Source organism: Bradyrhizobium sp. NAS96.2, assembly GCF_001908235.1.
Lineage (GTDB): Bacteria > Pseudomonadota > Alphaproteobacteria > Rhizobiales > Xanthobacteraceae > Bradyrhizobium.
On the sequence record NZ_LGHK01000254.1, the window covers coordinates 1 to 24,446 of the forward strand.

Sequence of the window (24,446 nt, forward strand, 5' to 3'; positions counted from 1 at the left end):
TGCCGCCCCGAGGCCCGAGGTCGGCCGCCTGCCGGTGGTCGATGGCTGGGCGCTGCGCGACGTCGGCAATGGCGGCGCACTGATCGAGGGCCGCGGCGGCATCTATGAGGTCTATGCCGGCGATCCCGTGCCGGGCCTTGGCCGCGTCGACGCCATCCGCAAGCAGGACGGCCGTTGGGTGGTCGTCACCAGCAAGGGTCTGATCGTCTCGCGTTGATTGCGGAAAGACGACGATACCAAGGCGCTTCACCGCGATGTGAAGCGCCTTTTTTCTTGAATAGCGTTTGCCGCGCGGTGTTAGTGGGGCATGAGCCGTGTGCTGAAATGCCTCCTGCTGATATCCGTTCTGCTTGGCGGCGCCGTGCCTGCAGGTGCCGCCGAGGATCGCGCGCTCGAGCGCGGCGCGGCGATGATCGATCCCGCCGTTCTGCGCGAGCTCGATCAAAGCCGCTTTGGCCTCGGCCGGATGCTCGCGCCGGAACGCTCCGCCGATACGCCGCTGTCCAACCGCGATCTGTTCGGGTTGCCTGCGATGGTGCCGGTGCGCGAGGCGCTCGATCGCGAATTCGATCGCTATGTCGCGAAGCACAAAGCGAGCTTGCCGAACGAGGGCATCGGGGTCGGTGACGGCTTTGCATTCCAGCTGTTCGACCGTGCGCTGTTCGAATCCCCCGATGTTCGCTTCGTGCTGGCCGGCATCGTCAACCGCATGGACCGCGCCTATGTGGCGCCGAAAGATTGCGGCGAGATCCGGCTGATCTACCGGCTGACCCGCACCGATGTGCCGCCGATCGGCGAGAACGCGGTGTCACAGCGGCTGCCGATGACGCTGAACCTGGTGCTGAAGGCGAAGGGCGGCGGCAATGACGCGTCGCTCAGCTGCCGCGAAATCGCGCGCCGCTGGCTCGCGACCGCCAGCGCGCCGCCGACGATGGAGAAACTGTCCGGCAAGGACGGGCCGCTCGATTTGATCGACGCGCGGAATATCGATCGCATCGAGACCAATCTGCAGATCGCCCACGCGCCGAAATCCGTGGTGCGCGACTTCCGCACCGACTATCTGCTGAAGGTGTTCGACTATGACAGCGCGGCAAAACGCTTTGCCGAGGCGCCGCTGGAGAACCAGATTGATCGCGACCGCATCCTGGCCGACGAGGGATTGAAGCGCGACTTCAAGGCCTGGCTGCTCGATCCCCAACATTTTGCCGAGCTCGATCGCGGCACCTTGCTGGTCCCCGATCGTTTCCTGGCGACCGGTGCCGTCGCGCCGACCCCAATCGGTTTTGACATCAGCGATCTGCAGCCCGAGTTCGGGATGGTGCAGGGCGAGGGCGGAGCCGGCAATGCGGTGTTCTCGGAGGGCGACGTCGTCGGGGCGTTGCAGACGGCCGCCGCCGACGGAACGAAGCTGCAGAACATCCAGTCGCTGGCCGGCTTCGAGCGGCGCCTCAACGACGTCACCTGCGCGGGCTGCCACCAGACCCGCGGCATCGGCGGCTTCCATTTCCCCGGCGTCGACTGGATGGCGGCAAAGCCGTCGAACTCCACCGTGGTGCCGGCCTCGCCGCATTTCTTCGGCGACCAGCCTCGCCGCCGCGATATCCTCGCGAGCTTTCGCGACGGCAAGGCGCCGGACTTTTCGCGCGGCTTCTCCAACCGGCCGCAGCAGCGCGCCGGCGCGGAGCTCGCCGGCACCGAATACAGCGACGGCTGGGGCGCGCACTGCTATCTGCCGGGTGCCAAGCCGGCCGAGACCGACCGCAGCTTCCGCGGCTGGACCTGTGCCGAGGGGCTCGCATGCCAGGTTGCCGGGAAAACCTCCCGCATGGGCATGTGCTTCGTGAAGGGCCGCTAATTTCAGCCGGAACCGGAGCGGCTCCGCGTCATTATTTGATGCTACAGTCGAGCTTGCCTGGACCTGACAGCTCTGACCGGAGACCGGCCCGATGAGTGCTTCCGAGGACAACAAGCAGCGCAACCGCGAGATCGCGGCCAACGAGGCCGAGCGTCAGGCGGTCAGCGCCGTCCGCGTCAGCAGCTGGGCGATCGGGCTCGCGGTCATCATCGGCATCATCGTGGTGGCCATCGTCTGGGCCTGGATGAAGCGATAGCCAAAGCGTTTTCGAGCGAAGTGGATACCGGTTCGCATGAGCCTCGTAGCCCGGATGGAGCGCAGCGCAATCCGGGATCGCAACCCGTTGCGAGATCTGTCCCGGATTTCGCTTCGCTCCATCCGGGCTACTCGCAGCGGTGGTCGGTTCGCTACGCCACTGCGCCCGACGCGCGCAGCTTCTGGATCGTGGCCTCGTCGTAGCCGGCCTGGCGCAGGATCTCGTCGGAATGCTCCCCGACCTCGGGCGGCTTGCGCGGCTGCACCTTCTTGGCGCCGTCGATGAAGATCGGGCTGTTGACGGTCAGCATGGTGTCGTTCTCGAAGCGCACCAGCACCTCGTTCTCGATCATCTGCTTGTCGTTCGGAATGTCGTCGAGGATGCCGACGACGCCGAACACGAGGCCGTTGCCGTCGAGGATCTTGCGCCATTCGGCGAGATCCTTGCCGGCGAACACCTCGTCGAAGATCTTGATCAGCTCGACCGAGCGCGCATGGCGGTCCGCCTTGGTAGCAAAGCGCGCATCGGCGACGAGATCCTCGCGACCCATGCAGCGCGCCAAGGTCGGCCACTGCCGGTCTTCGTTGAGCAGCGACAGGATCAGCCAGCGGCCATCCCTGCACTTGTAGTGGTTGGTGACGGCGTTGAGCGCCTCTTCGCGCGGCTTGCGCTTCTTGAACTTGGCGCCGGCGAGCTTGGCCTGCGCCAGTACGCCGTTGGCCCAGACGCCGTTGGCCATCAGATTGGTCGAGACGTGCGAGCCCTTGCCGGTCTTCTCACGCTGGAACAGCGCGGTGACGATCGCGCCGTAGAACGCCATCGCGCAGGGATGGTCGCCCATGCCGGCGACCGAACGGGCCGGCGCGGTGTCCTCGTCGGCGCGCACCAGATCCATCAGGCCGGAGCGGGCCCAATAGGCGTTGGAATCGAAGCCGGGCTTGTTGGCCTCTTCGCCTTTCTCGCCGTAGCCGGTGAACGAGGCGTAGATCAGCCGGTCGTTGAGATGGGCGAGATGATCGTGGGTGATGCCGAGCTTCTGGCGCACCTGCGGCGGCATGTTGGTGATGAACACGTCGGCTTCAGTGACCAGCTTGTAGAGCACCTCGCGTGCCTCTGATTTGGTGAGGTCGAGTGCGAGGCTCTTCTTGTTGCGGGCCTCCAGCATCCACGCGAAATTGTGCTCGCTTGCGGGATAGCCTGGCAAATTGGGCAGGTTGCGGTAGGGATCGCCGGCGCCCGGCGGCTCGATCTTGATGACGTCGGCGCCGAAGTCGGACAGCACGGTGGCGGCCGCGGGCGCCGCGATGAAGCTCGCGCAGTCCAGGACCTTGAGCCCGTCAAAAATGCCTTTTTCCATCGTGCCGTCGCTCCCGTGGCGCTTGTTGGTGTTTTTCCGGTAGCTGGAATTATCGTGTGCGATGATCCCGTTGAGCGGCCATTTGACCCATCTCGGGGTGATGATGCAACGGGTTGTTGACCGTCATTGCGAGCGGAGCGAAGCAATCCATACCTCATCTCGGGGATAGATGGATTGCTTCGTCGCTTCGCTCCTCGCAATGACGCGTCCGACTACTCCACCCCTGCCATCAGCGCGGCATTGCCGCCCGCGGCGGCGGTGTTGATCGTGATCGTCTGCTCGGTGGCGAAGCGCGCAAGGTAATGCGGGCCGCCGGCCTTGGGGCCGGTGCCGGAGAGGCCGCTGCCGCCGAACGGCTGCACGCCGACGACCGCGCCGATCATGTTGCGGTTGACATAGATGTTGCCGACCTGAAGGCGCTCGATCACATGTTCGATCGTATCGTCGACGCGGGAATGGACGCCGAGCGTCAGTCCGAAGCCGGACGCCTCGATCGCAGCCAGCACGTCGCCGAGCCGCTCGGCGCGATAGCGCACGACATGGAGGATCGGACCGAACACCTCTTCGGTTAGCTGGCTTGCCGACGACAGCTCGAAGATATGCGGCGCGACGAACGTACCGGCCGGCGCCTCGCCGGCGAGATGCACCCGCGCCTCCTTTTTCATCCGCGCGATATGCGCGTCGAGCCGCTGCTTGGCCTCCGCATCGATCACCGGTCCGATATGCGTCGACGGTTGCGAGGGATCGCCGATCTTCAATTCGCGCGCGGCGCCCGCGATCATCTCGATCATGCGGTCGGCGACGTCGTCTTGCACGAACAGCAGCCGCAGCGCCGAGCAGCGCTGGCCGGCGGAGCGGAACGCCGAGGTGACGACGTCGTCGGCGACCTGCTCGGGCAGCGCGGTGGCGTCGACGATCATCGCATTGATGCCGCCGGTCTCGGCGATCAGCGGCACGATCGGACCGTCCTTGGCGGCGAGTGTCCGGTTGATCGAGCGCGCCACCTCGGTCGAGCCGGTGAAGACCACGCCGGCAATGGCGGGATGGCCGACCAGCGCGGCGCCGATAGCACCGTCGCCCCGGACCAGATGCAGCGCCGATCTCGGTACGCCCGCCTCATGCAGCAGGGCGACGGCCTCGGCCGCGATGCGCGGGGTCTGCTCGGCCGGCTTTGCGATCACCGCATTGCCGGCCATCAGCGCCGCCGTGACCTGGCCGAGGAAGATCGCGAGCGGGAAATTCCACGGCGAGATCGCGACGAACGCGCCGCGGCCGCGCAGCTCCAATACGTTGCTCTCGCCGGTCGGCCCAGGCATCGTCTCGCCTTGCCCGAACAGCGTCCGGCCGAGCGCCGCATAGTAGTGGCAGAAGTCGATCGCCTCGCGCACCTCGGAGAGCGCGTCGTCGAGTGTCTTGCCGCCTTCGTTCTGCAGCAGGGCGAGGAAGTGGGCGCGGCGCTGCTCGAGCAGATCGGCAGCCTTGTCCAGCATAGCGGCGCGTTGTGTGGCCGGCGTCGCGTTCCAGGCCTTGAAGCCGCCGCGCGCAGCCGCGACGGCGGCATTCGCCTGCTCGATTGTCGACGTAGCGACCGTGTTGGGTGCAGCATTGCGCTCGGCCGCAATCGCCGATGTCAGCGCGTCGAGCGCTTTTCGTTCACCGAATTCGATGCCGTGCGAATTCTCGCGCTGTGGCCGATAAAGATCGGTCGGCAGCGGAATCCCGGAATGCGCCGCATTGTTGTCGGCACTGATGGTGTCGGCCGGGCGGCGCAACAGGTCCACGATGGAGACGCGATTGTCCGCTGCCAGCGCCACGAACGACGAGTTCGCACCGTTCTCGAGCAAGCGCCGCACCAGATAGGCGAGCAGGTCGCGGTGGCTGCCGACGGGCGCATAGGTGCGGTGGGCGATGTCAGGGCGATCCTGGCCGAGCTGGGCGTAGAGCGCTTCGCCCATGCCGTGCAGCCGCTGGAATTCGAAGCTCGCGGCATCGTCCGCGAGTTCGAGGATGGTCGCGACCGTCAGCGCGTTGTGGGTCGCGAATTGCGGAAACAGCCGCGGCCGCAGCGCCAGCAGCTTTCGCGCGCAGGCGACGTAGTTCAAATCGGTCATCGCCTTGCGCGTGAACACCGGATAGCCGTCGAGCCCGCGTTCCTGCGCGCGCTTGATCTCGGTGTCCCAATAGGCGCCCTTGACGAGGCGCACCATCATCTTGCGGTCGAGGGCGCGCGTCAGCGCATCGACATAGTCGATCACGTCGGTGGCGCGCTTCTGATAGGCCTGGATGGCGAGGCCAAAGCCGCTCCAGCCGGCGAGCGACGGGTCGGCGAACGCGGCGGCGATGACGTCGAGCGACAGCTCCAGTCGGTCGGCCTCCTCGGCATCGACGGTGAAGTTGAGGTCGTAGGCCTTGGCGCGGCGCGCCAGATCGATCAGTTGCGGCACCAGCTCGCTCATCACCCGTGCGTGGCTGACCGCCTCGAACCGCGGATGCAGCGCGGAGAGCTTGACCGAGATGCCGGGCCGGTCGGGCAGGGGCTGATCGCCGGCCGCCTTGCCGATCGCCTCGATCGCGCGGGCGTAGGATTCGAAATAGCGGCTTGCATCGTCGGCGGTGCGCGCGCCCTCGCCGAGCATGTCGAACGAATAGCGCGAGCCGCGCGCGGTGTGCGCTTGCGCACGCGTCAGCGCCGCCTCGATGGTCTCGCCGAGCACGAAATGGCTGCCCATCAGCCGCATCGCCTGCCGCGTCGCGGCGCGCACCGCCGGCGCGCCGAGCCGCTTGGTCAGCCGGCCTATCGTTCCCTGCGGTGTTTCACCGGGCTGGATCACGCGCGCAGACATGCCGAGCGCCCAGGCGGAGGCGTTGACCAGGAACGCGCTGGATTTGGTCTCGTGATTGACGAAGTCGCCCTGGCCGAGCTTGTCCTCGATGAACTGGTCGGCGGTGCGCGCGTCGGGCACCCGGAGCAGCGCCTCCGCCAGCACCATCAGCGCCAACCCTTCCTTGGTCGACAGCGCGAACTCCCGCAGCATGTCCTCGACCCCGCCGAGCGGATCATCATTGGCCCTGATCGCCTCGATCAGGCGCGTCGCGGTGCGGTCGACCCTGGCCTCCTGGTCCGCGCCCAGCCTGGCGTCCTGGCGCAGGCGGCCGGCGATCGCCGTGTCATCGGGGGCGTAGGGCGCGCTGAACGGGGACGGGAGCGGGTCTGGCATAGCGGTTCCTCGGGCAGTTCCTGGGGGTTGCACGGGAACACCTACGCGCCCGTGGACCGTAGTTCGATAGACAAATTAGCAGATTTGCCTTAGAAAATCTGGAGTGTTTCAACTTTGGCCGCAAATATGACAGAGATTGACAAGACAGACCGCAAAATCCTCTCGATCCTGCAAGGGGATGGCCGGATTGCCAATGTGGAGCTGGCTGAGCGGATCGGCCTGTCGCCGACCTCGGTCGGCGAACGGCTGAAGCGGCTGCAGCGCGACGGCTTCGTCGAGGGCTATGGCGCGCGGCTCAATCCGCACCGGCTCGGCCTTGGCCTCTTGGTGTTCGTCGAGGTGCTGCTCGACAAGACCACGCCCGATGTGTTCGAGCGCTTCGCCAAGGCGGTGCAGACCGCGCCTGAGGTGCTGGAGTGTCACATGGTGGCCGGCGGCTTCGACTATCTGGTCAAGGCGCGCGTCGCCAACATGACCGCCTATCGCCGGTTTCTCGGCGAAACGCTGCTGGCGCTGCCGGGCGTGCGCGAGACGCGAACCTACGCGGTGATGGAGGAAGTCAAGCGCGATGCGCCGCTGCCGGTCGGCTGATCTGATCCACAGCCATGCGCCGGATGTCTTGGCATCGCGGCGCACCCGCGATAATTCTCCCCCGAATGGGGGCCGCGACATGGATAATGCCAAGAAGCCGATACGTGCGAAGCGAACCGGGGCTGCCGGCGCGTTGTGCGCAGCGATCTTGTCCCTGTTCGCGACGACGCCGGCCCCTGCGGCCGAGCTCAGCTCCGGCATCATGCAGCTCTACACATCGGTGTCGATCTATCCGCCGTCGGCGTCGACGATGACGGTCTGCTACGGCTTCGTCTGCCGGCGCCGCGAGATGCTCGACTTCAGCGCGGCCGACAGAGCCGCCCTGACCCGGATCATGGCCACCGGCCGTGCCAATGCCGCCGCCGAACGCGCGGCCGTGCAAAAGGCCGTGATCTGGTTCGACCGCCGGATGGGCCCGATCCTCGGCACCAACAAGCGCGTCGCGAAAGCAGACTTCCGCGCCAACGACGACCAGCACAATTACGACTGTTGGGACACCACCCGCAACACGACCAGCCTGATGCTGGTGATGCAGACGTGGAACCTGTTCAAGTTCCACGACGTCGGGAATCCGCACTACCGTGGATTTTCGCTGGGGCAGACGCCGCACAACACCGCCGTTCTGCTCGAACGCGCCACCAAGGTGGAATGGGCCGTCGATCTCTGGCCACGCGGCTATCTGCAACCGCCCGATGTCATGACCGTTGCGCAGTGGGTGACGGAAGATTGAACGGCTGATCGTTTCTGCCGCGCGCGTTCCGTGGTGTTCCATCCGCATTCATTGTAGGGAAGGCGATCCGCGTCATTGACGCTGGAACCGAACTCGAAGGGTTCGAATCAACGTTCCGCGCCGCATCACCATAAGAACCAACTGACGCATTAAGACGGGCAGCATTCGGTCAACCCGAGGCTACGACATGCGTTCACGTTCGACCTGCATCGATGCCGCGATCAGCGGTGTTCGCTTCTCATTATTGCCCGCGCTTGCGCTGTTGTTGTGGCCTGCGCTCGCCGACCCGGCCCGCGCGGGTGATGTCGAGGACTGCGGCGGCCCACCGACGGAAAGGGCCGAGGCTGCGTGTTCGGGCATCATCGATGATGCCGCACGCTCCACGGAGGATCGGACCAAGGCGTTTACCGGCCGCTCGCGGTTCTACATCGCTCGCAACAAGATCGATCAGGCGTCGAGCGATACCGATGCGGCATTGCAGCTGAACCCGCAATTCGTGCCCGCGCTGATCGCGCGCGGCTATCTTCGGCAGCGCAAAGGCAGCCTCGATCAGGCGCGCGCCGATTTCGATCACGCGATCGAGCTCGAGCCGAAGAATCCGTTCGGCTTCCTGGCGCGCGGCAATCTGCGCGCCGACCAGCACGCCTGGACCGATGCGATCTCCGATTACGGCGAGGCGATCACGCTGCGGCAGGATCTTCCCGCCGCCCATGTCGGACGCGCGCGGGCCTATGTCGAATCCGGCCAGCCCGATGCGGCGCTGGCCGACGCCAATACCGCGATCGCCGTCAATGCAAGCACGCCGAACGCGTTCTATTGGCGCGGCCAGGCTTATCGTCGCAAGGGCGACATCGATCACGCGATCGAGGATTTCTCGCGTGCGATCGCGCAGGCGCCGCAGACCGAACGCAACGCCTATTTCGCCCGTGCCCAGCTCTACAGCGCCAAGGGCGACTACGTCAGGGCCATCGGCGACTTCGACCGGCTGTTGACGTTTCTTCCCGACAACAAGGAGATCCAGCAGCAGCGCCAGCAGGCGCTCGCGATGCAGGCCGAGCTGGCCAAGGCCGGCGCGGCCCCGCAATCGCCGGCGACGCCGGCTCCAGGCGCAACGGCCGCGCGGCCATCCGGGCCGGCGCCGGCCGCGGGTAACCAGCAGGTCGAGCAGGCCAGGCAGTTCGTCGTGCAGGGCAACTATGCGGGTGCCGTCGCCAATCTCACCCAGGTGCTGAGCGGCGATCCCCGCAACGAGGCTGCGCTGCGGCTGCGCGCGCTGGCCTATTCACGGCTCGGCCGGATGGCGGAGGCGCGCAACGATCTCACCGAGCTGCTCAAGCTCAAGCCGAACGATCCGCAACTGCTGGCCTTCCGCGCGCTCAATGCCGCCGGCATGCGGCAGTTCGACGAGGCCATGACTGATGCCGGCCGCGCCATCACGCTCGATCCGAACAGTTCGCTGGCTTACCTGGCGCGCGGCCTCGTCAAGGCCGGCACCGGCAAGGTGCAGGACGCGCTCGCCGACTACGACCATTCGATCTCGCTCAATGCCAAGGAGGCGTTGGCCTACACCGAACGCGGGGTCGTCTATGTCGGACTCAACCAGCTAGACAAGGCGCTGCTGGATTTCGATCAGGCGCTGGCGCTGGTGCCGACCAATCCGATCGCCAAATCGTGGCGCGGCTTGGCGCTGATGCTCAAGGGCCGTACCGATGAAGGGCTGGTCGATATCAACGGCGTGCTGGAGCGAAGCCCCAACAATCCCACGGCCCAGCTCGGCCGCGGGCTCGCAATGCTGACGTCTTCGCAGTTCGATCGCGCCATCGCCGCGCTCGATCAGATCGTCACGAAGACACCCAACGACGCGTTTCCGCATGTGCTGCGCGCGCGGGCCTACCTTGGGCTCAAGAAGCCGGACGACGCGATGAAGGATCTCAACTTCGTCCTCGCTGCGCGGCCCGATTATCTGCCGGCGCTGACGTTGCGCGGCATCACCTGGTCGGCGCTGCGCAACTACGACAAGGCGGTCGAAGATCTCGACCGGGCGATTGCGCAGAAGGAGACGGTGGAGGGGCTGTTCGCCCGCGCCAAGGCGCATGAGGCGCTCAATCACACCGACAAGGCGACCGAGGACTTCCGCAAGGCGACGCAGCTCGCACCGTCGAGCGTGTTCGACGTGCTGGCGCAAGCGGAGTCGAAGCGCAAGATCGAGGAATTGTCGAAGCGGGTGCCGTGCGGCACCGGGCAGGGCGGCGGCACCTGTCTGTGACGCGCCAACGCAGCAGCCGCGCGTCGTCCCGGCGCAAAGGATAAGCGTCGGCACGCGATCGAAGGCGGCCGGAAAAAAGTACAATACCGTGGCGCGCGGGCATCGTGCCCGCTCCGCCGAACGTCACGCATGTGATGTTGGATCGGCCCTCACTCCCGGATGGTGTCCGAGAGTGCGCCGCTGGATCTCGCGCGGAGCGCTAGACCTTGAGGTTCTCGGCTGACGTCTTGCCGCGATTCGCGATCTCTTCGTATTCAACCGACTGGCCTTCGTTGAGGCTTTGAAGACCAGCCTTCTGAACTGCTGAAATATGCACGAAAATGTCCTTGCCGCCCGTTGCGGGCTGGATGAATCCATAACCCTTGGTCGGGTTGAACCACTTCACTGTACCTTTGGGCATTCCAGTCGTCTCCGCGGAATCAATCGAAAACAGACCTGCCGGTCCCCGCACAAGCCGGCTTGTCCGTGCCGCACAGGATAGCAGTTTGAAAAAAGCTGGGTAGATCAAACCACGGTGTGTTTTTGCCCGGAAACAACCCGCTTTGCAGGGTTTTGGCGCCGGATTGCCTGTTTCGTGGTCAATTGATGCAGTGCAAAAGACCGGCTTCCGCCGACCCGAATTGGATCAATGGCCCCCCGCGCGGCCTTGTGGCGGGCGCGCGGGGATTGATCGGCCCCGTCTCAATAGGTCGCGGAGAGATACTCGACGATCTTGCCGACGTCGGCCTGGTCGATCGGCGCGCCGTAGACCTTGATCATCTTGGTCACCTCGGCCTGCCAGAAATCCTTCTTGAACTTCTCGCCCTGCGGCTGGGTCTTGATGTAGTCCGCCGAGTGGCAGCCGGAGCAATTATTCTGCACCACGTCGAGGTTGGGGCCCGGCTTGAATGCCGCAGTCTCCTCGGGAAGCGTGTAGTTGACGGGCGCGGCGATCGCGGCGCCGATCGAGAGTGCCGCGATCGCGGCGAGGGAGGCAAGCAGCTTGCTGGTCATGATGCTTCTCCTCACGCCGCGGTGACGCGCACGGTTTCGACGACGTTGCGCAGATAGCCCGCCGGATTCCACAACGGGTCCATCGGCTGGGTGTCGCCGGCATTGTTGGTGGCACGCACCTTCAGCTCCGAAGGGCCGGCGGGAAGCGCGACCTTCAGCTTCCATTCGCGGAACGCGTATTTGCCGAGATCCTTGCCGAGCTTGGCCTGGGTCCAGCTCTTGCCGCCGTCGGTTGAGACCACGACCTCCTTGATGCCCTTGCCGCCGTCGAAGGCGATGCCGCGCAGCGTGGTGCGGCCGGCCTTGAGCTTGGCGCCGTCGGCAACGCTGGTGATGAACGAGCGCACCGTGAAGCGGTTGATCGGGATCGTCGCCTTCGGTGCGGTGCCGGGCTCGACCGCATTGTTCGGCGTGTCCGGAATCCGGTAGGCGGACTTCATCCAGAAGCCGTCGAACACGCTGTCGATCACGGTGATCTCGTTGAGGTGCTTGACCCAATAGGTGCCGTAATAGCCCGGCACCACGAGGCGGAGCGGGAAGCCGTTGAGGAACGGCAGGTCCTCGCCGTTCATGCCCCAGGCCAGCATCACCTCGCCGTCGCGCGCATGGTCGATGTCGAGCGCCTTGACGAAGTCGGGCGTCGTCTCCATCACCGGGCCGTCCATGCCGTTGAAGGTGACCTGCTTGGCGCCGGCCTGAACGCCGGCCATGTCGAGCACGGTCTTCAGCGGCACGCCGTGCCAGCGCGCGCAGCCCATCGCGCCGTTGGCGAGCTGGCCACCGGCGACGCGCGGATTGAAGAAGCCGCGGCTGTTGCCGGAGCACTGGTTGACGGCGACGAGCTCGGTCGCCTTCAGCTTGCGGATGTCCTTCAGCGACAGCTTCAGCGGCTTGTCGACCTTGCCCTTGATCTCGAGCGTGAACTTGTCCGGATCGAGGTCGTAGGGGATGCCGGCGAGGTGATAGCGGACGAAGAACGCGTTGTTCGGCGTCAGCGGGCCGTCGTTGAAGATCGCAAACGGGGTTTCGAGCTGCGGCGGCCGGCTGGTCAGGCCGATCATTGGGCGCTTCTGCGGGTAGCGCACCAGCGGCCGTTCGCCGTTGTCGAAGGGCAGTGTCACGGTGTCGAGGGCGAACGCGCCCCTTGATCCCAGCCCCGTCACCAAAGCCGCCAACCCGGCGCACTTCATCAAGTCTCGTCGATCGAGCATTCCGCTTCCTCCGAAGCTGTTCTGTCCCGAGCTGGTCATCACCAGGCTCAGATTGCCTTGCGCGCCTTCGCATCATGGAATGCGCGCGGCGACAAATGTCGCACCTGACAACCCCAAGTCAATTGAGCTTTCGCCGCGGTGCGTCGCAACAACGAAAAGCCCCGGCCGCATCAGGCGACCGGGGCATTTCGATTCCGCGGTAAGGTTCGATCAGTAGCAGACGTTCACGGTGCGATAGCGATAGCCGTAGGGCGTCATCACCAGGCGGGTGACGTAGCAGCCGGAGTCGACGAAGCCGACGGAGATGCCCGGGCCACCCCAGAAGTGATGGTGGTACGGATGCCAGAAGAACGGCTTGGCGGACGCCGAGGTCGGCGCCAGCGCGGCGGCGCCGAGGGTTGCGGCAGTAGCGAGAGCAAGCGTGACTTTGCGAAGCATGGTCGTCTCCTTCAGATGCGCGTTGAGCTCTGTCGCGGCGCGGTTTCAGTGTTACCCATCGCCAGTCAGTCGCATCCGGCACGGGACGCGTTCGAGCATCTCCGCTGAACGCATCCGCTGGATGTGCGGCAGGTCACACTCGGTGAGGGGGGGATGAACCGGTCAGGCGGCGACCGCACGCCGGTCGTCGACCAGCGCGGACAGCACCCGCGTCGCCTCGACGGTGCGCACGGTCATCGGCTCGTTGCGGCCGCGGATCGCGACCTCCTGTGCCGGCAGGGCATCGACGGCAAGGCCCGCGGTGACGCGCACCTCGTCGGAAATGACGGCCTCGCAGGCCAGCGCCTTCGTCATGTCCTGCAGCCGCGCCGCGACGTTGACGGCGTCGCCGAGCGCCGTAAACACCATGTGGTCGCGATAGCCGATATCACCGACGATCACCTCGCCGCCATGGATGCCGATGCCGAAGCGGATCGGCTCGCGCAAATCGTGGCTGAGAAACTGGTTCAGCTCGTCGATATTGGCTGCGATCAATGCCGCGGCGCGCAGCGCCTGGCGGCAGGCCTCGTGCCGGTCGGTCGAAAGCCCGAACAGCGCCAGCATGCCGTCGCCGATGAACTGGTTGGGCCGCCCGCCGGCTTCCAGCACCGCTTGCGACACCGCGCCCAGGAAGCGGTTGACGATGAACACGGTGTCGAACGGCAGCCGCTTCTCGGCAAGCTGCGTCGAGCCGCGCATGTCGACGAACATGCTGACCAGATAACGCTCCTGGCCGACGCGCGTCGGATTGCCGGCATGCGCGTTCGCCGACGTCGTGCTCGGCAGGAACAGCTGGAAGAAGGTCAGGTCGCCGGTCGGTCGCAACTGGCAGGCCAGCCGGATCGACGGATCGTCGGTGCCGACCCGGTGCAGCACGAAGGCCTCGCGCGGCGAGGGCTCGGGCAGCGCGGCGTGATCGCCGATGATGCGGATGCGGCAGGTCGAGCAGCGCGCGCGGCCGCCGCAGACGCTGGCATGCGGCACGTTGTAGCGCAGGCTCGCTTCCAGCACGCTCAGTCCCTTCGGCACCCGCAGCGTGCGGCCGTTGCCATAGGACAGCGCGATCATGCCGCCGCGGCGTTCCAGCAGGGTCCGCGCCCCGCGCGCCAGCAGCACGAGGCCGAGCAGGCCGAGATAGCCGATCGTCAGGTCATCGGTGATCTTCTCGAGCATGGCCCCTTGCGCCGCCGTGCCGAACTTCTGCACCGACAACTCCTCGCGCCGCCAGTCGGCATCCTGGTAGTCGGCGATCGTGGCGCGGCCGGCCTGGTAGATGCCGAGCATCGCCAGCGTCGGGATCAGCACGGCTGTCGCGAGCAGGAAGGGCGCTGCGCGCTTGAAGAACGGACGCATCCGCAACCAGAAATACAGGCCGATACAGCCATGTACCCAGGCGATCACCAGCACCGCCAGCATCGTCCACAGCCGGTTCGGCGCTGCGATGAAGAACGTGTAGAGCTCCTGCGGATAAAGCTTCTCGTGCCCGTATAGGGTCAGGCCGAGCCGGACGCCGACGACATGTGCGACGATCAGCATCGGGACGCTGAGGCCGAGGGTGAGCTGCAGCGGCTCGATCGCCTTCCAGTGGAACTCGCGCCGCTCAAACAGCGCCCAGATGCCGAGTGCGGCGTGCACCAGGCAGGCGGAGTAGAACACGATGGCGACCGGCAGGAACTGCCAGAACTTGGTGTGGTAATGCACCCCGATCGCCATTGCCTCGGTCGAGATATTGCCGAGCGCATGGTTCAGGAAATGGCTGATCAGGTAGGCGAACATGATCGCCCCCGTGACCAGGCGGACCTGCCGCTGGCCGATGCCGCGGGCCAGGTCCTGCAGGTGCTCGCGCGAGGGGGAGGCCATGTGATTCATGATCAGCAAGTCTAATGTTTAATTCCCGCACTGAACACCACCAGGGGTCCGGCCGCGCCGGGATGGCGGGCCGGGCGGAACGTTGACACTCCGTTAAGAGTCGAACAAAAAGCGCGCCGTGACGATAGCCCCTTCCAATAACATCGGTGTTAAACCGGCCCGTTCGCGTGCGCCGGATTGGCGCGGCGTCATCGCCGTGATCGTTGCCATGACCGCGATGCGGCTGGTCTATGCCCATGCGCTCGACCTGCGCACCGACGAGGCCTATTACTGGACCTGGTCGAAGGAAAACGTGCTGTCCTTTCTCGACCATCCCCCGATGGTCGCCTGGTTCATCCGCTTTGGTACGGCTGTTCTCGGCGATACCAATCTCGGCGTCCGGATCAGTGGCATCGTGGCGATGCTGGCCACCCAGCTCCTGCTCGCCGACATCGTCCGCCGCGTGACATCAGGCAATGTCCGCGCCGTGATGCTGGCGCTGCTGCTGCCGGAAGCGGCGCTTTATTACGGGTTGTTAATGGCCAAGGTCGCGCCGGACACGGCGCTGATCCCGTTTTCGGTGGCGATGCTGTGGTCGCTGGTGCGGCTCGCGCAAAGCCATGACGGGCGCTGGTGGCTCGCCGCCGGGCTGTTCGCCGGGCTGTCGCTGTTGTCGAAGTTCACCGCGATCATGTTCGCGCCGGCGGTGCTCGCCTTCACGCTGGTGCCGGACTGGCGCTGGCGCTGGCTGCGCAGCCCCTATCCGTACCTTGCCGCGTTGATCGCGATCGTCGTGTTCTCGCCGGTACTGATCTGGAATGCCGAGCACGACTGGGCCTCGTTCCGTTTCCAGGCGGTGCGCGCCACCGTCGAGCGCGATCTCACCTTCCGTACCCTCGGCGAATTCGTCGGCATGCAGTTCGGCCTGGTCGGCTTCGTGCTGCTGCCGGTGACGCTGTTCGCAACGGGGCTGACGGCATGGCGCGGCTATCTCAGGCGCCAGCCGGTCGCGATCCTGCTGGCGACCGCGGTGCTGGTGCCGTTCGTCTACTTTCTCTGGAAGTCGCTGACCTTGCGGGTCGGTGACACCTGGCCGATGTTCCTGTGGCCGGCGGGCTTTGCAGCCGTTGCCATCAACGTGACGCGGATGCCGTTCGAGGGCTGGTCGGTTGGGCTCGTCAAATCGACGGTGTATTGGGCACGGACGGCGATTTCCACCGGCATCGTGTTCGTCGTCTGCGTCTTCCTCTATTACATGTTCGCGCCATGGAATCTGATCGGCCGCACCGATCCGATCGGCACCGAGGCAGGCTACGACGTGGTGGCGGCGCGCACGCTCGCGCAGGTCGAGGCGACCGGCGCGACCTGGGTCGCGACCACGGACTACCGCACCTATGCGATGCTGCGCTGGATGCTGCGCGGGCGGGTGCCTGTCATCGAGATCAATGAGCGCGGCCGCTTCCAGGGCTTCGCCGATCCCGGCATCAGCAAGATCCGCGATCACGTCGGCATCTATGTCGGACGCGAGCCGGAGAACAATCTGCCGCTGTGGGACGAAACATCAGCAGTGCGTCAGCCGCTGGAGCGCGTGACGCGGAGCTGGCGCGGCATGGTGATGGACACCTATGCGCTGGAGAAGATCTCAGGCTGGACCCCCGATTTGTCGCCGCCGCCGGACACCACCTTCTTCCGCTGGCGCGTGCTGGCCTTCTCCTTCTCCCCGCGTGCGGGGAGAAGGTCGGGATGAGGGGGAGTTTCCGGCGTCCGCTGGTGGCTCCCTCACTCGCGTAACACACTCGATGTCGTCCCTGCGAAAGCAGGGACCCATAACCACCGATACTGGTTATCTTGCGTTGCCGTAACGGCGAGCTCCGTTCACAACATCCGCTGCGGCGTATGGGTCCCTGCTCCCGTGCGCAATTGCGCACTAGGCAGGGACGACAGCTGTGTTTGTCGCGAGCACGACGTAGATTGTGGGCACGGCGCAAACGTGTCTTTGCCGACCCTGCGCCGTTATTCCTCCTCGTCGCGCTTGCGGATCAGGTCTTTTGCCAGATCGGTCAGCGCCGGGCGCGGCAGGGCGTTGAAGGGAAGCGGGCGGGTGACGTCGATCGCGGCGAGGCCGAGGCGGGCGGTCAACAGGCCGTTGAGCATGCCTTCGCCGAGGCGTTGTGAGAGTTTTGCCGCGATGCCGTGGCCGAGCATCTGCTGGATCAGGCTGTCGCTCGCGGCCATGCCGCCGGTGATCGCCAGATGCGCGATAACATGGCGCAGCAGGCGGATCATGCCGAGCGCGCCGGGCCGGCCGCCATAGAGCCGCGCCAGCTGCCGGATCATCCGCAATGACGCCACGAATACGAACAGCACGTCGAACAGCGCGCGCGGGCTGACCGCGGTGACGACGGAGACGCGCTGCGCGGCCGAAGACACCAGCCGCCGCGCCTCCTCGTCGAGCGGCGTCATCAGTTCGCGCTCGGCGAGACGGATCATGTCGGCGCCGTCGATGATATCATCGGTGTGGCTCTGCAGCGCGCTGCGGGCGCGGGCGAGCTGCGGGGTCCGGTGCGCGAGCTTGAGCAGGTCGGCGACGACAGCCCGGCTCGCGGCCCGGTCGTCGCTGATCAGCACCTCGGCGGCGCGCAGATGCAGCTTCTCGATGGTGGCAAGCCGCGTGAGGCCAACGAGCTCGCGCATGGTGACGACCGCGAGCGCCACCGCGGCGACGACCGCGAGCGCGAGCCCGAGGAAGCCGAGGCCTTCGTTGCGCGCGAACAGATCCTCGACCAAATTGAAGACGCCAAGCCCGGTGCCGAGCACCACGAGGCCCGCGACCGCGCTCCAGAACAGCGTGCCCCAGCGGAAGCCGCGGCGCGCCGGCAGCAGCGGCGTATCGAGCGGCACCGGCAGCTGTGCGGGCTCGGCCTCGGGCACGATCTGGATCGTGCCGCGCATGAGGCGGCCGGCCTCGTTCGGATCCATCACGACCACGCCGGGATCGTTGAGCTTGAACGTCGCCGGCCGCCGCGGAGGCGTCTTCTCGTTCATTGCAGTTTGTCTCCGATCAGGAACTGGAGGACGCGGTCAAGGCGGATGTGAGGCAGCGCCGGCTCCGCATCGCCGCCTCGTTCCAGCTTCGGCGGGCGGAAGCGCAGGAAACGATAATCGGCGGCCTCGGCGCCTGAGCTCGAGAGGCCGCGGAATCCGCTGTTGAACAGCTCCTCGGGATTGTCGGGCAGGTCGCCCGGAAAGGTCGCGACCTCCGTCTTGCCATCCAGCGTCTCGCCATTGGCGACTTCGCCCGGTGCCGGCGTGCCGAGGATCGACGGCAGCTTGTCCCGGCCGCGCTGAACCTGCGCTTCGCGCGTGGCGCGCACCGCGGCGAGCGCCACCACGTCGATCCCGGCGCCGGCATATTCGGCGCGCTCGGCGGCCCTCGCCACGATCCGCCGCAGCACGGCTTCGAGCCGGTCATGGCTCTGGTGATGCAGATGGTCGGCCTTGGTCGCCGCGAACAGGATGCGGTCGATGCGCGGCCTGAACAGCGCGCTCAGGATCGTGCTGCGGCCGATCCGGAAGCAGTCGAGGATGCCGGCGAGCGCCGCCTCGAGGTCGTGCAAGGCTTCGGGACCGGCATTGAATGCGGCGAGCGCATCGGCCAGCACGATCTGGCGATCGAGCCGCGCGAAATGGTCGCGGAAGAACGGCCGCACCACGACGTCCTTGTAGGCCTCGTATCGCCGCCACATCATCGCCCATAGCGAGTGATCCGGCGCGCTGCCGTCCACGGGCACGTCGAGCGGCGCGAAGGTCAGCGCCGGCGTATCGGCGAGGTTGCCCGGCATCAGGAAGCGACCGGGCGGCAGCAGGCTCATCGCGAAGCGCTCGTCGCGGCAGGCGCGCAGATAGTCGGTGAACAGCCGTGCCTCGGTGAGCGCGGCCTGCTCGTCCTCCTTGGCCTCGGGCTTCAGCGTTGCGAGATGGGCGTGCCAGGGCGCTGCGAGCTTTGCGCGCAGCGGCTCGCGCGACAATGCAAGGCTCTCCGCCGACCATTGCTCGTAGCTCTTGCTCAGCAGCGGCAGGTCGAGCAGCCACTCGCCGGGATAGTCGACGATGTCGAGGGTCAGCGTGCGGTCCGCGCCATTTTGCCGCTGATACTCGATCACAAGGCGAAGCTCGGAGATGTCGGTGGTCGAGCTCGGCCAGGTCCGCTCCTCGACCAATGTCCGGACATGGTTCTCATAGGCGAAGCGCGGCACCGCATCGTCGGGCTGCGGGGCGAGATACGCGCGCGCGATCCGTCCCGAGGCATAGGCCTCAAACACCGGGAAGCGGCCACCGCGCGTCAGCCCATGCACCAGCGCGGTGATGAACACGGTCTTCCCGGCGCGCGACAGGCCGGTGACGCCGAGCCGCACCGTCGGGTTGAAGAAGCCCTCGCCATAGTCGAGCAGCGCCCGCGCCGAGAGACGCGCTTCCTCGACGATATCAGAGAAACTGGGGGGCATGGAGGGTTAACGACAAACCCGGCAGGAGGGACCAAAAAGGCGGGCGATCACCCGCAAGGTGGCGATTATCGGGCCAAAATCAAGCTTCACATTTCCGGCGCCTTTGCAGGCGAGGGATGGTGAAGGAATTGAACGCATCACATCACCCGCGCTACCCATATTCATCGGTCCACAGGAAAGCCTGCATGACGGTCTTTCGCCTGAAGCAACTTGCCTCGACCTCGATCCACGCGGCCGGCGCCGCGCTGTGGAACTACGACCGCGCCGAGCTGATCGCCGACGGCGTCGTTCATCTCGTCGGCGTCGCTTTCGGGCTGATTGCCGCCACCGCGCTGATCGTGCTGACCGCGGTCTATGCCGGCCCGTTCGACGTTGCCGTGGTGTCGGTCTATGTCGCAGGCCTGCTCGGGATGCTGACGCTGTCGGCAACCTATAATCTCTGGCCGGTGTCGCGCGCCAAATGGGTGCTGCGGCGCTTCGATCATTCCGCGATCTATCTGTTGATCGCCGCGACCTACACGCCGTTCATCGTGGAGCTGAAGGACAGCTATTTTGCGATCGCGCTGCTTGTCGGCGTGTGGTGCGTGGCGATCGTCGGCATCTGGCTGAAGCTGCGTTATCCCGGCCGCTTCGATCGGCTCTCGGTCGGGCTTTACCTCGCGATGGGCTGGAGCGGCATCATGCTCTACGACCGCGTCGTCAAGGCGCTGCCCACGATGGCGCTCGGCTTCGTGCTGGCGGGCGGCATTCTCTACAGCCTCGGGGTGATCTTCCACTCGTGGCGGCGGCTGCGCTTCCAGAATGCGATCTGGCACGGCTTCGTGCTGCTCGGGGCCGCCTGCCACTATACGGCGGTGTTCGACGTCGTGCTGGCGAGCTGAGCGGACGGCTGGCGCTACGCGCGTGGCCGGCTCTCGAAAAGATCATGTATCGGCAAAAGATGCGCTATCATGGTCGTTCTTCGTTTGAGCATGAGACCGGCTTCCGGGTCATGCCCTGAAATCAAGATATCGGGAGGATGGCCATGCAGGTGGCAGGGAAAGTGGTGGTGGTCACCGGCGGTGGCAATGGCATCGGCAAGGCGCTGTGCGAGGCGTTCCACGCCGCGGGCGCGTCCAAGGTCGTGGTCGTCGACCTCGACCATGCGGCGGCCGAAAAGGTCGCGGCCTCGGTAGGCGGTGCCGCCTTCAAATGCGATGTCGGGCAGGAGAAGAACGTCCTGCATGTGATCGAGGAGACCGAGCGCATGTTCGGCCCGATCGCGCTGTTCTGCTCCAATGCCGGCATCGGCGGCGGCTTCGATCCGCTGTCGAAGAATGCCGGCGGCACCTCGGACGAGCCATGGTCGCGGAGCTGGGCGATCCATGTCATGGCGCATGTCTATGCCGCGCGGCATCTGGTGCCGCGCATGAAGGCGCGCGGCGAGGGCTATTTCCTCAACACGATCTCGGCCGCGGGCCTGTTGTCGCAGGTCGGCAGTCCCGCCTACTCGACCACCAAGCACGCCGCGGTCGGCTTTGCCGAAAACCTCGCGATCTCGCACCGCGCCGACAACATCAAGGTCTCGATCCTCTGCCCGCAGGGCGTCGACACCAACATGCTGCGCTCGATCCCCAAGGGCCCGCAATCCGGCGACGGCGATCTTACCGCGGAGCAGGTCGCCCAGGACGCGCTCAAGGGCATCGAGCAGGAGACCTTCCTGATCCTGCCGCACCCGCAGGTGCTCGGCTATATGCGCAAGAAGACCGAGAACTACGACCGCTGGATCGGCGGCATGGCCAAGATCCAGGCCAAGATGCGGGAGAGCTATGGGAAGTGACTCGCGGGGCGTGTCGCTCAACGTCATCGCGAAGAACGAAGCCAGCTGTCGCTAGCCACGCGAGTGAGGTGAGCACGCTCGTCAGGCTCCCTCCCCCCTTGCGGGGGAGGGTGGGGAGAGGGGTGGCCCCGGGCGAGATCATTGATCGAGGTGTCGCTATCGCAATTTCGCTCGCGTGTCGTTCGAGCACATTGAGAGACCACCCGTGTGGTACCTCTCTCCCCAACCCTCCCCCGCAAGGGGGGAGGGAGCCCAACCGCCGATGGCCTCCTCACTTGTGCATGCGGAGCTTCATCTCTCGGTCTCATCCCTTGCCGATTTGCGCGATCTTCTCGCGCAGATAGGCGTCCATCAAATCGGGCGCGGACGCGCCGAACATTCGGATGCGACCGGTGTGCAGCAATAGCAAGAGGCCAGTCGCGTGGGCGAAGCAGTCCACCATGACCGTATTCGCTTTCTGCCTGGATGCGCCGAGCGCCTCGGATGCTTCCGCAATCGGATGCAATGCTGCCTCCAATGCGGTGTTGAGCTCGTGGTCGCGATCGTGGCCTAGTCCGGCCGGCTTCATGCCGCCGCGGAACAAATAGAAGCCGAGATCAAGGTCGCGCGGATGGTTCGCGTAATAGCGGAAGAAGGCCATGCCGGCGGCGTGCAGTCTCTGCCTGGCGCTTCGGGTCGTCGCGACGGCCGCACTGACGGCTTCGCCGAGCGAGGCCAGCGATTGCCGCAGCACCTCGGCATAGATCGCTTCCTTGGACTCGAAGTGGAAATACAGCGCCGCCGGGGTGTAGCCGGCCCGCGTCGCGATCGCCCGCAGGCTCGCGCCCTCGAGACCTTCTTCGGCGAACACGTTGCGCGCCGCATCGAGGATCAGCTCCCGCTTGTGGCGGCTGACCGCTTCCTTCCTGCTCTCGCGCATCTGCATATCGGTCCGAATCCGTTCTTGACTCAGTTCTAACAGCGTTAGATAATTTAACAGCATTTAAATAACTGAGCAAGGGAGAAGCGCCATGCTGATGACGGCTGCGGACTACCGGGAATCCCTGCGCCGTTACAAGCCGCGGGTATTCGTTAACGGCGAGGCCGTGGCGAGCGTCGCGGACGAGCCGCTGCTGGCGCCGGGCGTGGCGGGTGTCGGCGTGACCTACGATTTCGCGCACTTCGCCGAGCACGCGCCGATCATGACCGCGCGGCAGGCGACCTCCGGCAAGACCGTCAACCGCATGCTCCACATCAATGAGAGCTCGCAGGATCTGCTCTACAAGCTCGAAGCGGTGCGGCTGGTGTGCCGGACGTCAGGCTGCGCGCAGCGCTATCTCACCCATGACGCGCTGAACGGGCTCTACCAGGCGACGAAGCTGACCGACGATCGCCACGGCACCGACTACAGCCAGCGCTTCCTCAATTATCTGCACGAGGTGCAGGACCAGGACCTGACGCTCGGTGTCGCCATGACCGACGCCAAGGGCGATCGCTCCAAGCGACCGGGCTTGCAGGCCAATCCCGACGTCTACGTCCACATCAAGGAGCGCCGACCCGACGGCATCGTGATCCGCGGCACCAAGGCGATCGTGACCGGCGCGCCCTACATGCACGAATTCCTGGTCATGCCCTGCCGCACCCATGTGCCCGACGACAAGGATTTCGCGGTGTGTTGCGCGGTGCCGATCGATGCGCCCGGCGTGACCATCGTTGCGCGCCCGGCCGGCCTGCCCGGCGATGCCAGCGCAAAGTTCTCGGCGAAGTACGGCCAGTCGGTCGGCGTCGTGATCTTCGACGATGTGTTCGTGCCGCATGACCGCGTCTTCCTCGCCGGCGAGACCGAGGAGGGCGGCTTCCTCACCACGTCCTACGCCACGCATCACCGCCACTCCTGCATCGGCGCGCGCGCCGGCTTCGGCGATCTCCTGATCGGCGCCGGCGCCTTGATGATCGAAGCCAACGGGCTCGATGCCGAGAAGCACGCCCATATCCGCGAGGCGATGGTCGAGCTCATCACCATCACCGAGAGTTTCTATGCCTGCGGTGTCGCGTCCTCGGTCTATTGCACCAAGGACCCGGCGGGCTCGGTGATGCCGGATGCGGTATTCTCGAACATCGGCAAGCTGCTGCTGGCGACCAAGATCTACGACATGCACCGCGTCGCGCATTACGTCTCCGGCGGCCTGATCGTGGCGTTGCCGGGTCCCGACGAGGACCACAATCCGGAGACGCGCGCCTCGCTCGCCGCCGTGATGGGCGGACGTCCGGACATTCCGGCCGAGCAGCGCGCCGAGGTGGCGCGGCTGATCGAGGATCTCACGGTCTCGCATGAAGCCGGCTGGTATTCGGTGATCTCGCTGCACGGCGGCGGCTCGCCGGAGGCGATGAAGCGCGAGATCTGGCGCAATTATCCGGTCATGGAGAAGGCCGAGTTGGTCGAGAATTTGCTCGGCCGCGGCCTTGTCGATGAGGGACAGCGGGTGTCGAAGCAGCCCGGCCGCTGCTGCGCCACCGGCTGCGAGGTGCCGGAGCCGTCAGCGGCGGGGTTGGAGCAACAACACGCACTTTCGTAGGATGGGTAGAGCGCAGCGAAACCCATCAAACCGTATCCGCGGTGAGAACGATGGGTATCGCTTCGCTCCACCCATCCTACGGACTGTGACGATATCCAGCCGTCATTGCGAGGAGCGATAGCGACGAAGCAATCCACGTCTCGGCTTGCCGGAAGATGGATTGCTTCGCTTCGCTCGCAATGACGTGGCGAGATCCCTGCTCACCCCTTCTGCGTGTAGAGCAGCGGCACCGCGGAATCGACCATCACCTCGATCAGGCTGGCGCCCTGATGCGACAAAGCGCGCTGGTAGGCGCCGGGAAGCTCGGTCGATTTCGTCACCCGCACGGCGTCGCAGCCCATGCCCTCGGCGAGCTTGACGAAATCGATGCCGGGCAAATCGAGGCCCGGCACGTTGCGCACCTGCATCACCTGGCTGAACGAGCGCATCGCGCCATAGCCGGAATTGTTCATCACGACGACCGTCAGCGGCAGCTTGCGCTGCGCGGCGGTCCATAGCGCCTGGATCGAATACATCGCCGAGCCGTCGCCGATCAGGCAGACCGTGCGCCCGGTGCTGCGGCCGAGCGCCATGCCGACCGCGGCCGGCAGGCTGTAGCCGAGGCCGCCGCTCGCCATGGTGTAGAAACTGTCCTGGCCGCGCATCGGCATCGCCTTCTGCATCAGCGGGCGATGCGACGGCACTTCCTCGACCAGCGCATCATGCGGTCCCATCGCGGCCGACAGCGCATGCAGCGCGTATTCGGCGGGGATCGGGTCGCCGGCC

20 protein-coding genes and 1 pseudogene are annotated in these 24,446 nt (G+C 65.8%); 10 read left to right on the top strand and 11 right to left on the bottom strand.

Annotated elements, in window-relative coordinates; genetic code table 11:
- The 3 genes and pseudogenes from AC628_RS37795 to AC628_RS44510 all read left to right on the top strand — a co-directional run.
- Window positions 1–217: pseudogene (locus AC628_RS37795) on the top strand (hypothetical protein); the annotation flags it as partial.
- Window positions 218–307: 90 nt separating this feature from the next.
- Window positions 308–1,855 (top strand): hypothetical protein, encoded by a 1,548-nt coding sequence (locus AC628_RS37800; protein ID WP_074131735.1) that lies wholly within the window; start codon window positions 308–310, stop codon window positions 1,853–1,855.
- A gap of 91 nt (window positions 1,856–1,946) precedes the next feature.
- On the top strand, window positions 1,947–2,111 hold the full coding sequence (locus AC628_RS44510) for a hypothetical protein (RefSeq protein WP_021079743.1): 165 nt from the start codon (window positions 1,947–1,949) through the stop codon (window positions 2,109–2,111).
- Window positions 2,112–2,262: 151 nt separating this feature from the next.
- On the opposite strand, the gene AC628_RS37805 is transcribed toward AC628_RS44510, so the two are convergent.
- Complete coding sequence (locus AC628_RS37805; protein ID WP_074131736.1) at window positions 2,263–3,468, bottom strand: CaiB/BaiF CoA transferase family protein; 1,206 nt, start codon at window positions 3,466–3,468, stop codon at window positions 2,263–2,265.
- 212 nt (window positions 3,469–3,680) lie between these two features.
- Complete coding sequence (gene putA, locus AC628_RS37810; protein WP_074131737.1) at window positions 3,681–6,686, bottom strand: bifunctional proline dehydrogenase/L-glutamate gamma-semialdehyde dehydrogenase PutA; 3,006 nt, start codon at window positions 6,684–6,686, stop codon at window positions 3,681–3,683.
- A gap of 126 nt (window positions 6,687–6,812) precedes the next feature.
- On the opposite strand from putA, the gene AC628_RS37815 reads away from it, so the two are divergent.
- The 3 genes from AC628_RS37815 to AC628_RS37825 all read left to right on the top strand — a co-directional run bounded on the left by AC628_RS37815 (window position 6,813) and on the right by AC628_RS37825 (window position 10,273).
- Window positions 6,813–7,277 carry an Lrp/AsnC ligand binding domain-containing protein gene (locus AC628_RS37815; protein WP_050423774.1) on the top strand — a complete coding sequence of 155 codons (465 nt, stop codon included), beginning with the start codon at window positions 6,813–6,815 and terminating at the stop codon, window positions 7,275–7,277.
- Window positions 7,278–7,356: 79 nt separating this feature from the next.
- Window positions 7,357–8,007 carry a hypothetical protein gene (locus tag AC628_RS37820; protein ID WP_074131738.1) on the top strand — a complete coding sequence of 217 codons (651 nt, stop codon included), beginning with the start codon at window positions 7,357–7,359 and terminating at the stop codon, window positions 8,005–8,007.
- A gap of 187 nt (window positions 8,008–8,194) precedes the next feature.
- Window positions 8,195–10,273 (top strand): tetratricopeptide repeat protein, encoded by a 2,079-nt coding sequence (locus AC628_RS37825; RefSeq protein WP_074131739.1) that lies wholly within the window; start codon window positions 8,195–8,197, stop codon window positions 10,271–10,273.
- Window positions 10,274–10,472: 199 nt separating this feature from the next.
- Here AC628_RS37825 and AC628_RS37830 read toward each other — a convergent pair whose 3' ends face one another.
- The 5 genes from AC628_RS37830 to AC628_RS37850 form a co-directional block, all read right to left on the bottom strand.
- The gene (locus tag AC628_RS37830) at window positions 10,473–10,673 is read right to left on the bottom strand and encodes a cold-shock protein (RefSeq protein WP_021079749.1); all 201 of its coding nucleotides are present in this window, start codon (window positions 10,671–10,673) and stop codon (window positions 10,473–10,475) included.
- A 281-nt stretch (window positions 10,674–10,954) separates the two neighbouring features.
- Window positions 10,955–11,266, bottom strand: coding sequence for a SorB family sulfite dehydrogenase c-type cytochrome subunit (gene sorB, locus AC628_RS37835; RefSeq protein ID WP_050423777.1), 312 nt, complete (start codon window positions 11,264–11,266; stop codon window positions 10,955–10,957).
- An 11-nt stretch (window positions 11,267–11,277) separates the two neighbouring features.
- Window positions 11,278–12,477, bottom strand: coding sequence for a SorA family sulfite dehydrogenase catalytic subunit (gene sorA / locus AC628_RS37840; RefSeq protein WP_074131745.1), 1,200 nt, complete (start codon window positions 12,475–12,477; stop codon window positions 11,278–11,280).
- Window positions 12,478–12,687: 210 nt separating this feature from the next.
- Entirely contained in the window at window positions 12,688–12,915 is a 228-nt protein-coding gene (locus AC628_RS37845; protein ID WP_021079752.1) for a hypothetical protein, read from the bottom strand.
- Between the two features lie 162 nt (window positions 12,916–13,077).
- Entirely contained in the window at window positions 13,078–14,823 is a 1,746-nt protein-coding gene (locus AC628_RS37850; protein ID WP_502689823.1) for an adenylate/guanylate cyclase domain-containing protein, read from the bottom strand.
- 208 nt (window positions 14,824–15,031) lie between these two features.
- Here AC628_RS37850 and AC628_RS37855 point away from each other — a divergent pair, with 208 nt between their 5' ends.
- Window positions 15,032–16,549, top strand: a complete 1,518-nt coding sequence (locus AC628_RS37855; RefSeq protein ID WP_074131747.1) for a glycosyltransferase family 39 protein — start codon at window positions 15,032–15,034, stop codon at window positions 16,547–16,549.
- 266 nt (window positions 16,550–16,815) lie between these two features.
- Here AC628_RS37855 and AC628_RS37860 read toward each other — a convergent pair whose 3' ends face one another.
- Together AC628_RS37860 and AC628_RS37865 are read right to left on the bottom strand one after the other, a co-directional pair.
- Entirely contained in the window at window positions 16,816–17,847 is a 1,032-nt protein-coding gene (locus AC628_RS37860) for a YcjF family protein (RefSeq protein ID WP_074131740.1), read from the bottom strand.
- Window positions 17,844–19,307: a YcjX family GTP-binding protein gene (locus AC628_RS37865; protein ID WP_074131741.1), complete on the bottom strand. Its 1,464-nt coding sequence runs from the start codon at window positions 19,305–19,307 to the stop codon at window positions 17,844–17,846. The genes AC628_RS37860 and AC628_RS37865 overlap by 4 nt, the downstream gene beginning before the upstream one ends.
- A gap of 185 nt (window positions 19,308–19,492) precedes the next feature.
- Between AC628_RS37865 and trhA the strand changes: the two genes are divergently transcribed.
- Both trhA and AC628_RS37875 read left to right on the top strand, forming a co-directional pair.
- Window positions 19,493–20,188, top strand: a complete 696-nt coding sequence (gene trhA, locus AC628_RS37870) for a PAQR family membrane homeostasis protein TrhA (protein ID WP_074131742.1) — start codon at window positions 19,493–19,495, stop codon at window positions 20,186–20,188.
- Window positions 20,189–20,331: 143 nt separating this feature from the next.
- Window positions 20,332–21,126, top strand: a complete 795-nt coding sequence (locus AC628_RS37875) for an SDR family oxidoreductase (RefSeq protein ID WP_074131748.1) — start codon at window positions 20,332–20,334, stop codon at window positions 21,124–21,126.
- A 304-nt stretch (window positions 21,127–21,430) separates the two neighbouring features.
- Here AC628_RS37875 and AC628_RS37880 read toward each other — a convergent pair whose 3' ends face one another.
- The gene (locus tag AC628_RS37880; RefSeq protein WP_245321529.1) at window positions 21,431–22,045 is read right to left on the bottom strand and encodes a TetR family transcriptional regulator; all 615 of its coding nucleotides are present in this window, start codon (window positions 22,043–22,045) and stop codon (window positions 21,431–21,433) included.
- Between the two features lie 91 nt (window positions 22,046–22,136).
- On the opposite strand from AC628_RS37880, the gene AC628_RS37885 reads away from it, so the two are divergent.
- The gene (locus AC628_RS37885; RefSeq protein WP_074131744.1) at window positions 22,137–23,681 is read left to right on the top strand and encodes a 4-hydroxyphenylacetate 3-hydroxylase family protein; all 1,545 of its coding nucleotides are present in this window, start codon (window positions 22,137–22,139) and stop codon (window positions 23,679–23,681) included.
- Window positions 23,682–23,881: 200 nt separating this feature from the next.
- On the opposite strand, the gene AC628_RS37890 is transcribed toward AC628_RS37885, so the two are convergent.
- Window positions 23,882–24,446: thiamine pyrophosphate-dependent enzyme (locus tag AC628_RS37890; RefSeq protein WP_245321530.1), on the bottom strand; the 565-nt coding region annotated here is incomplete at its 5' end.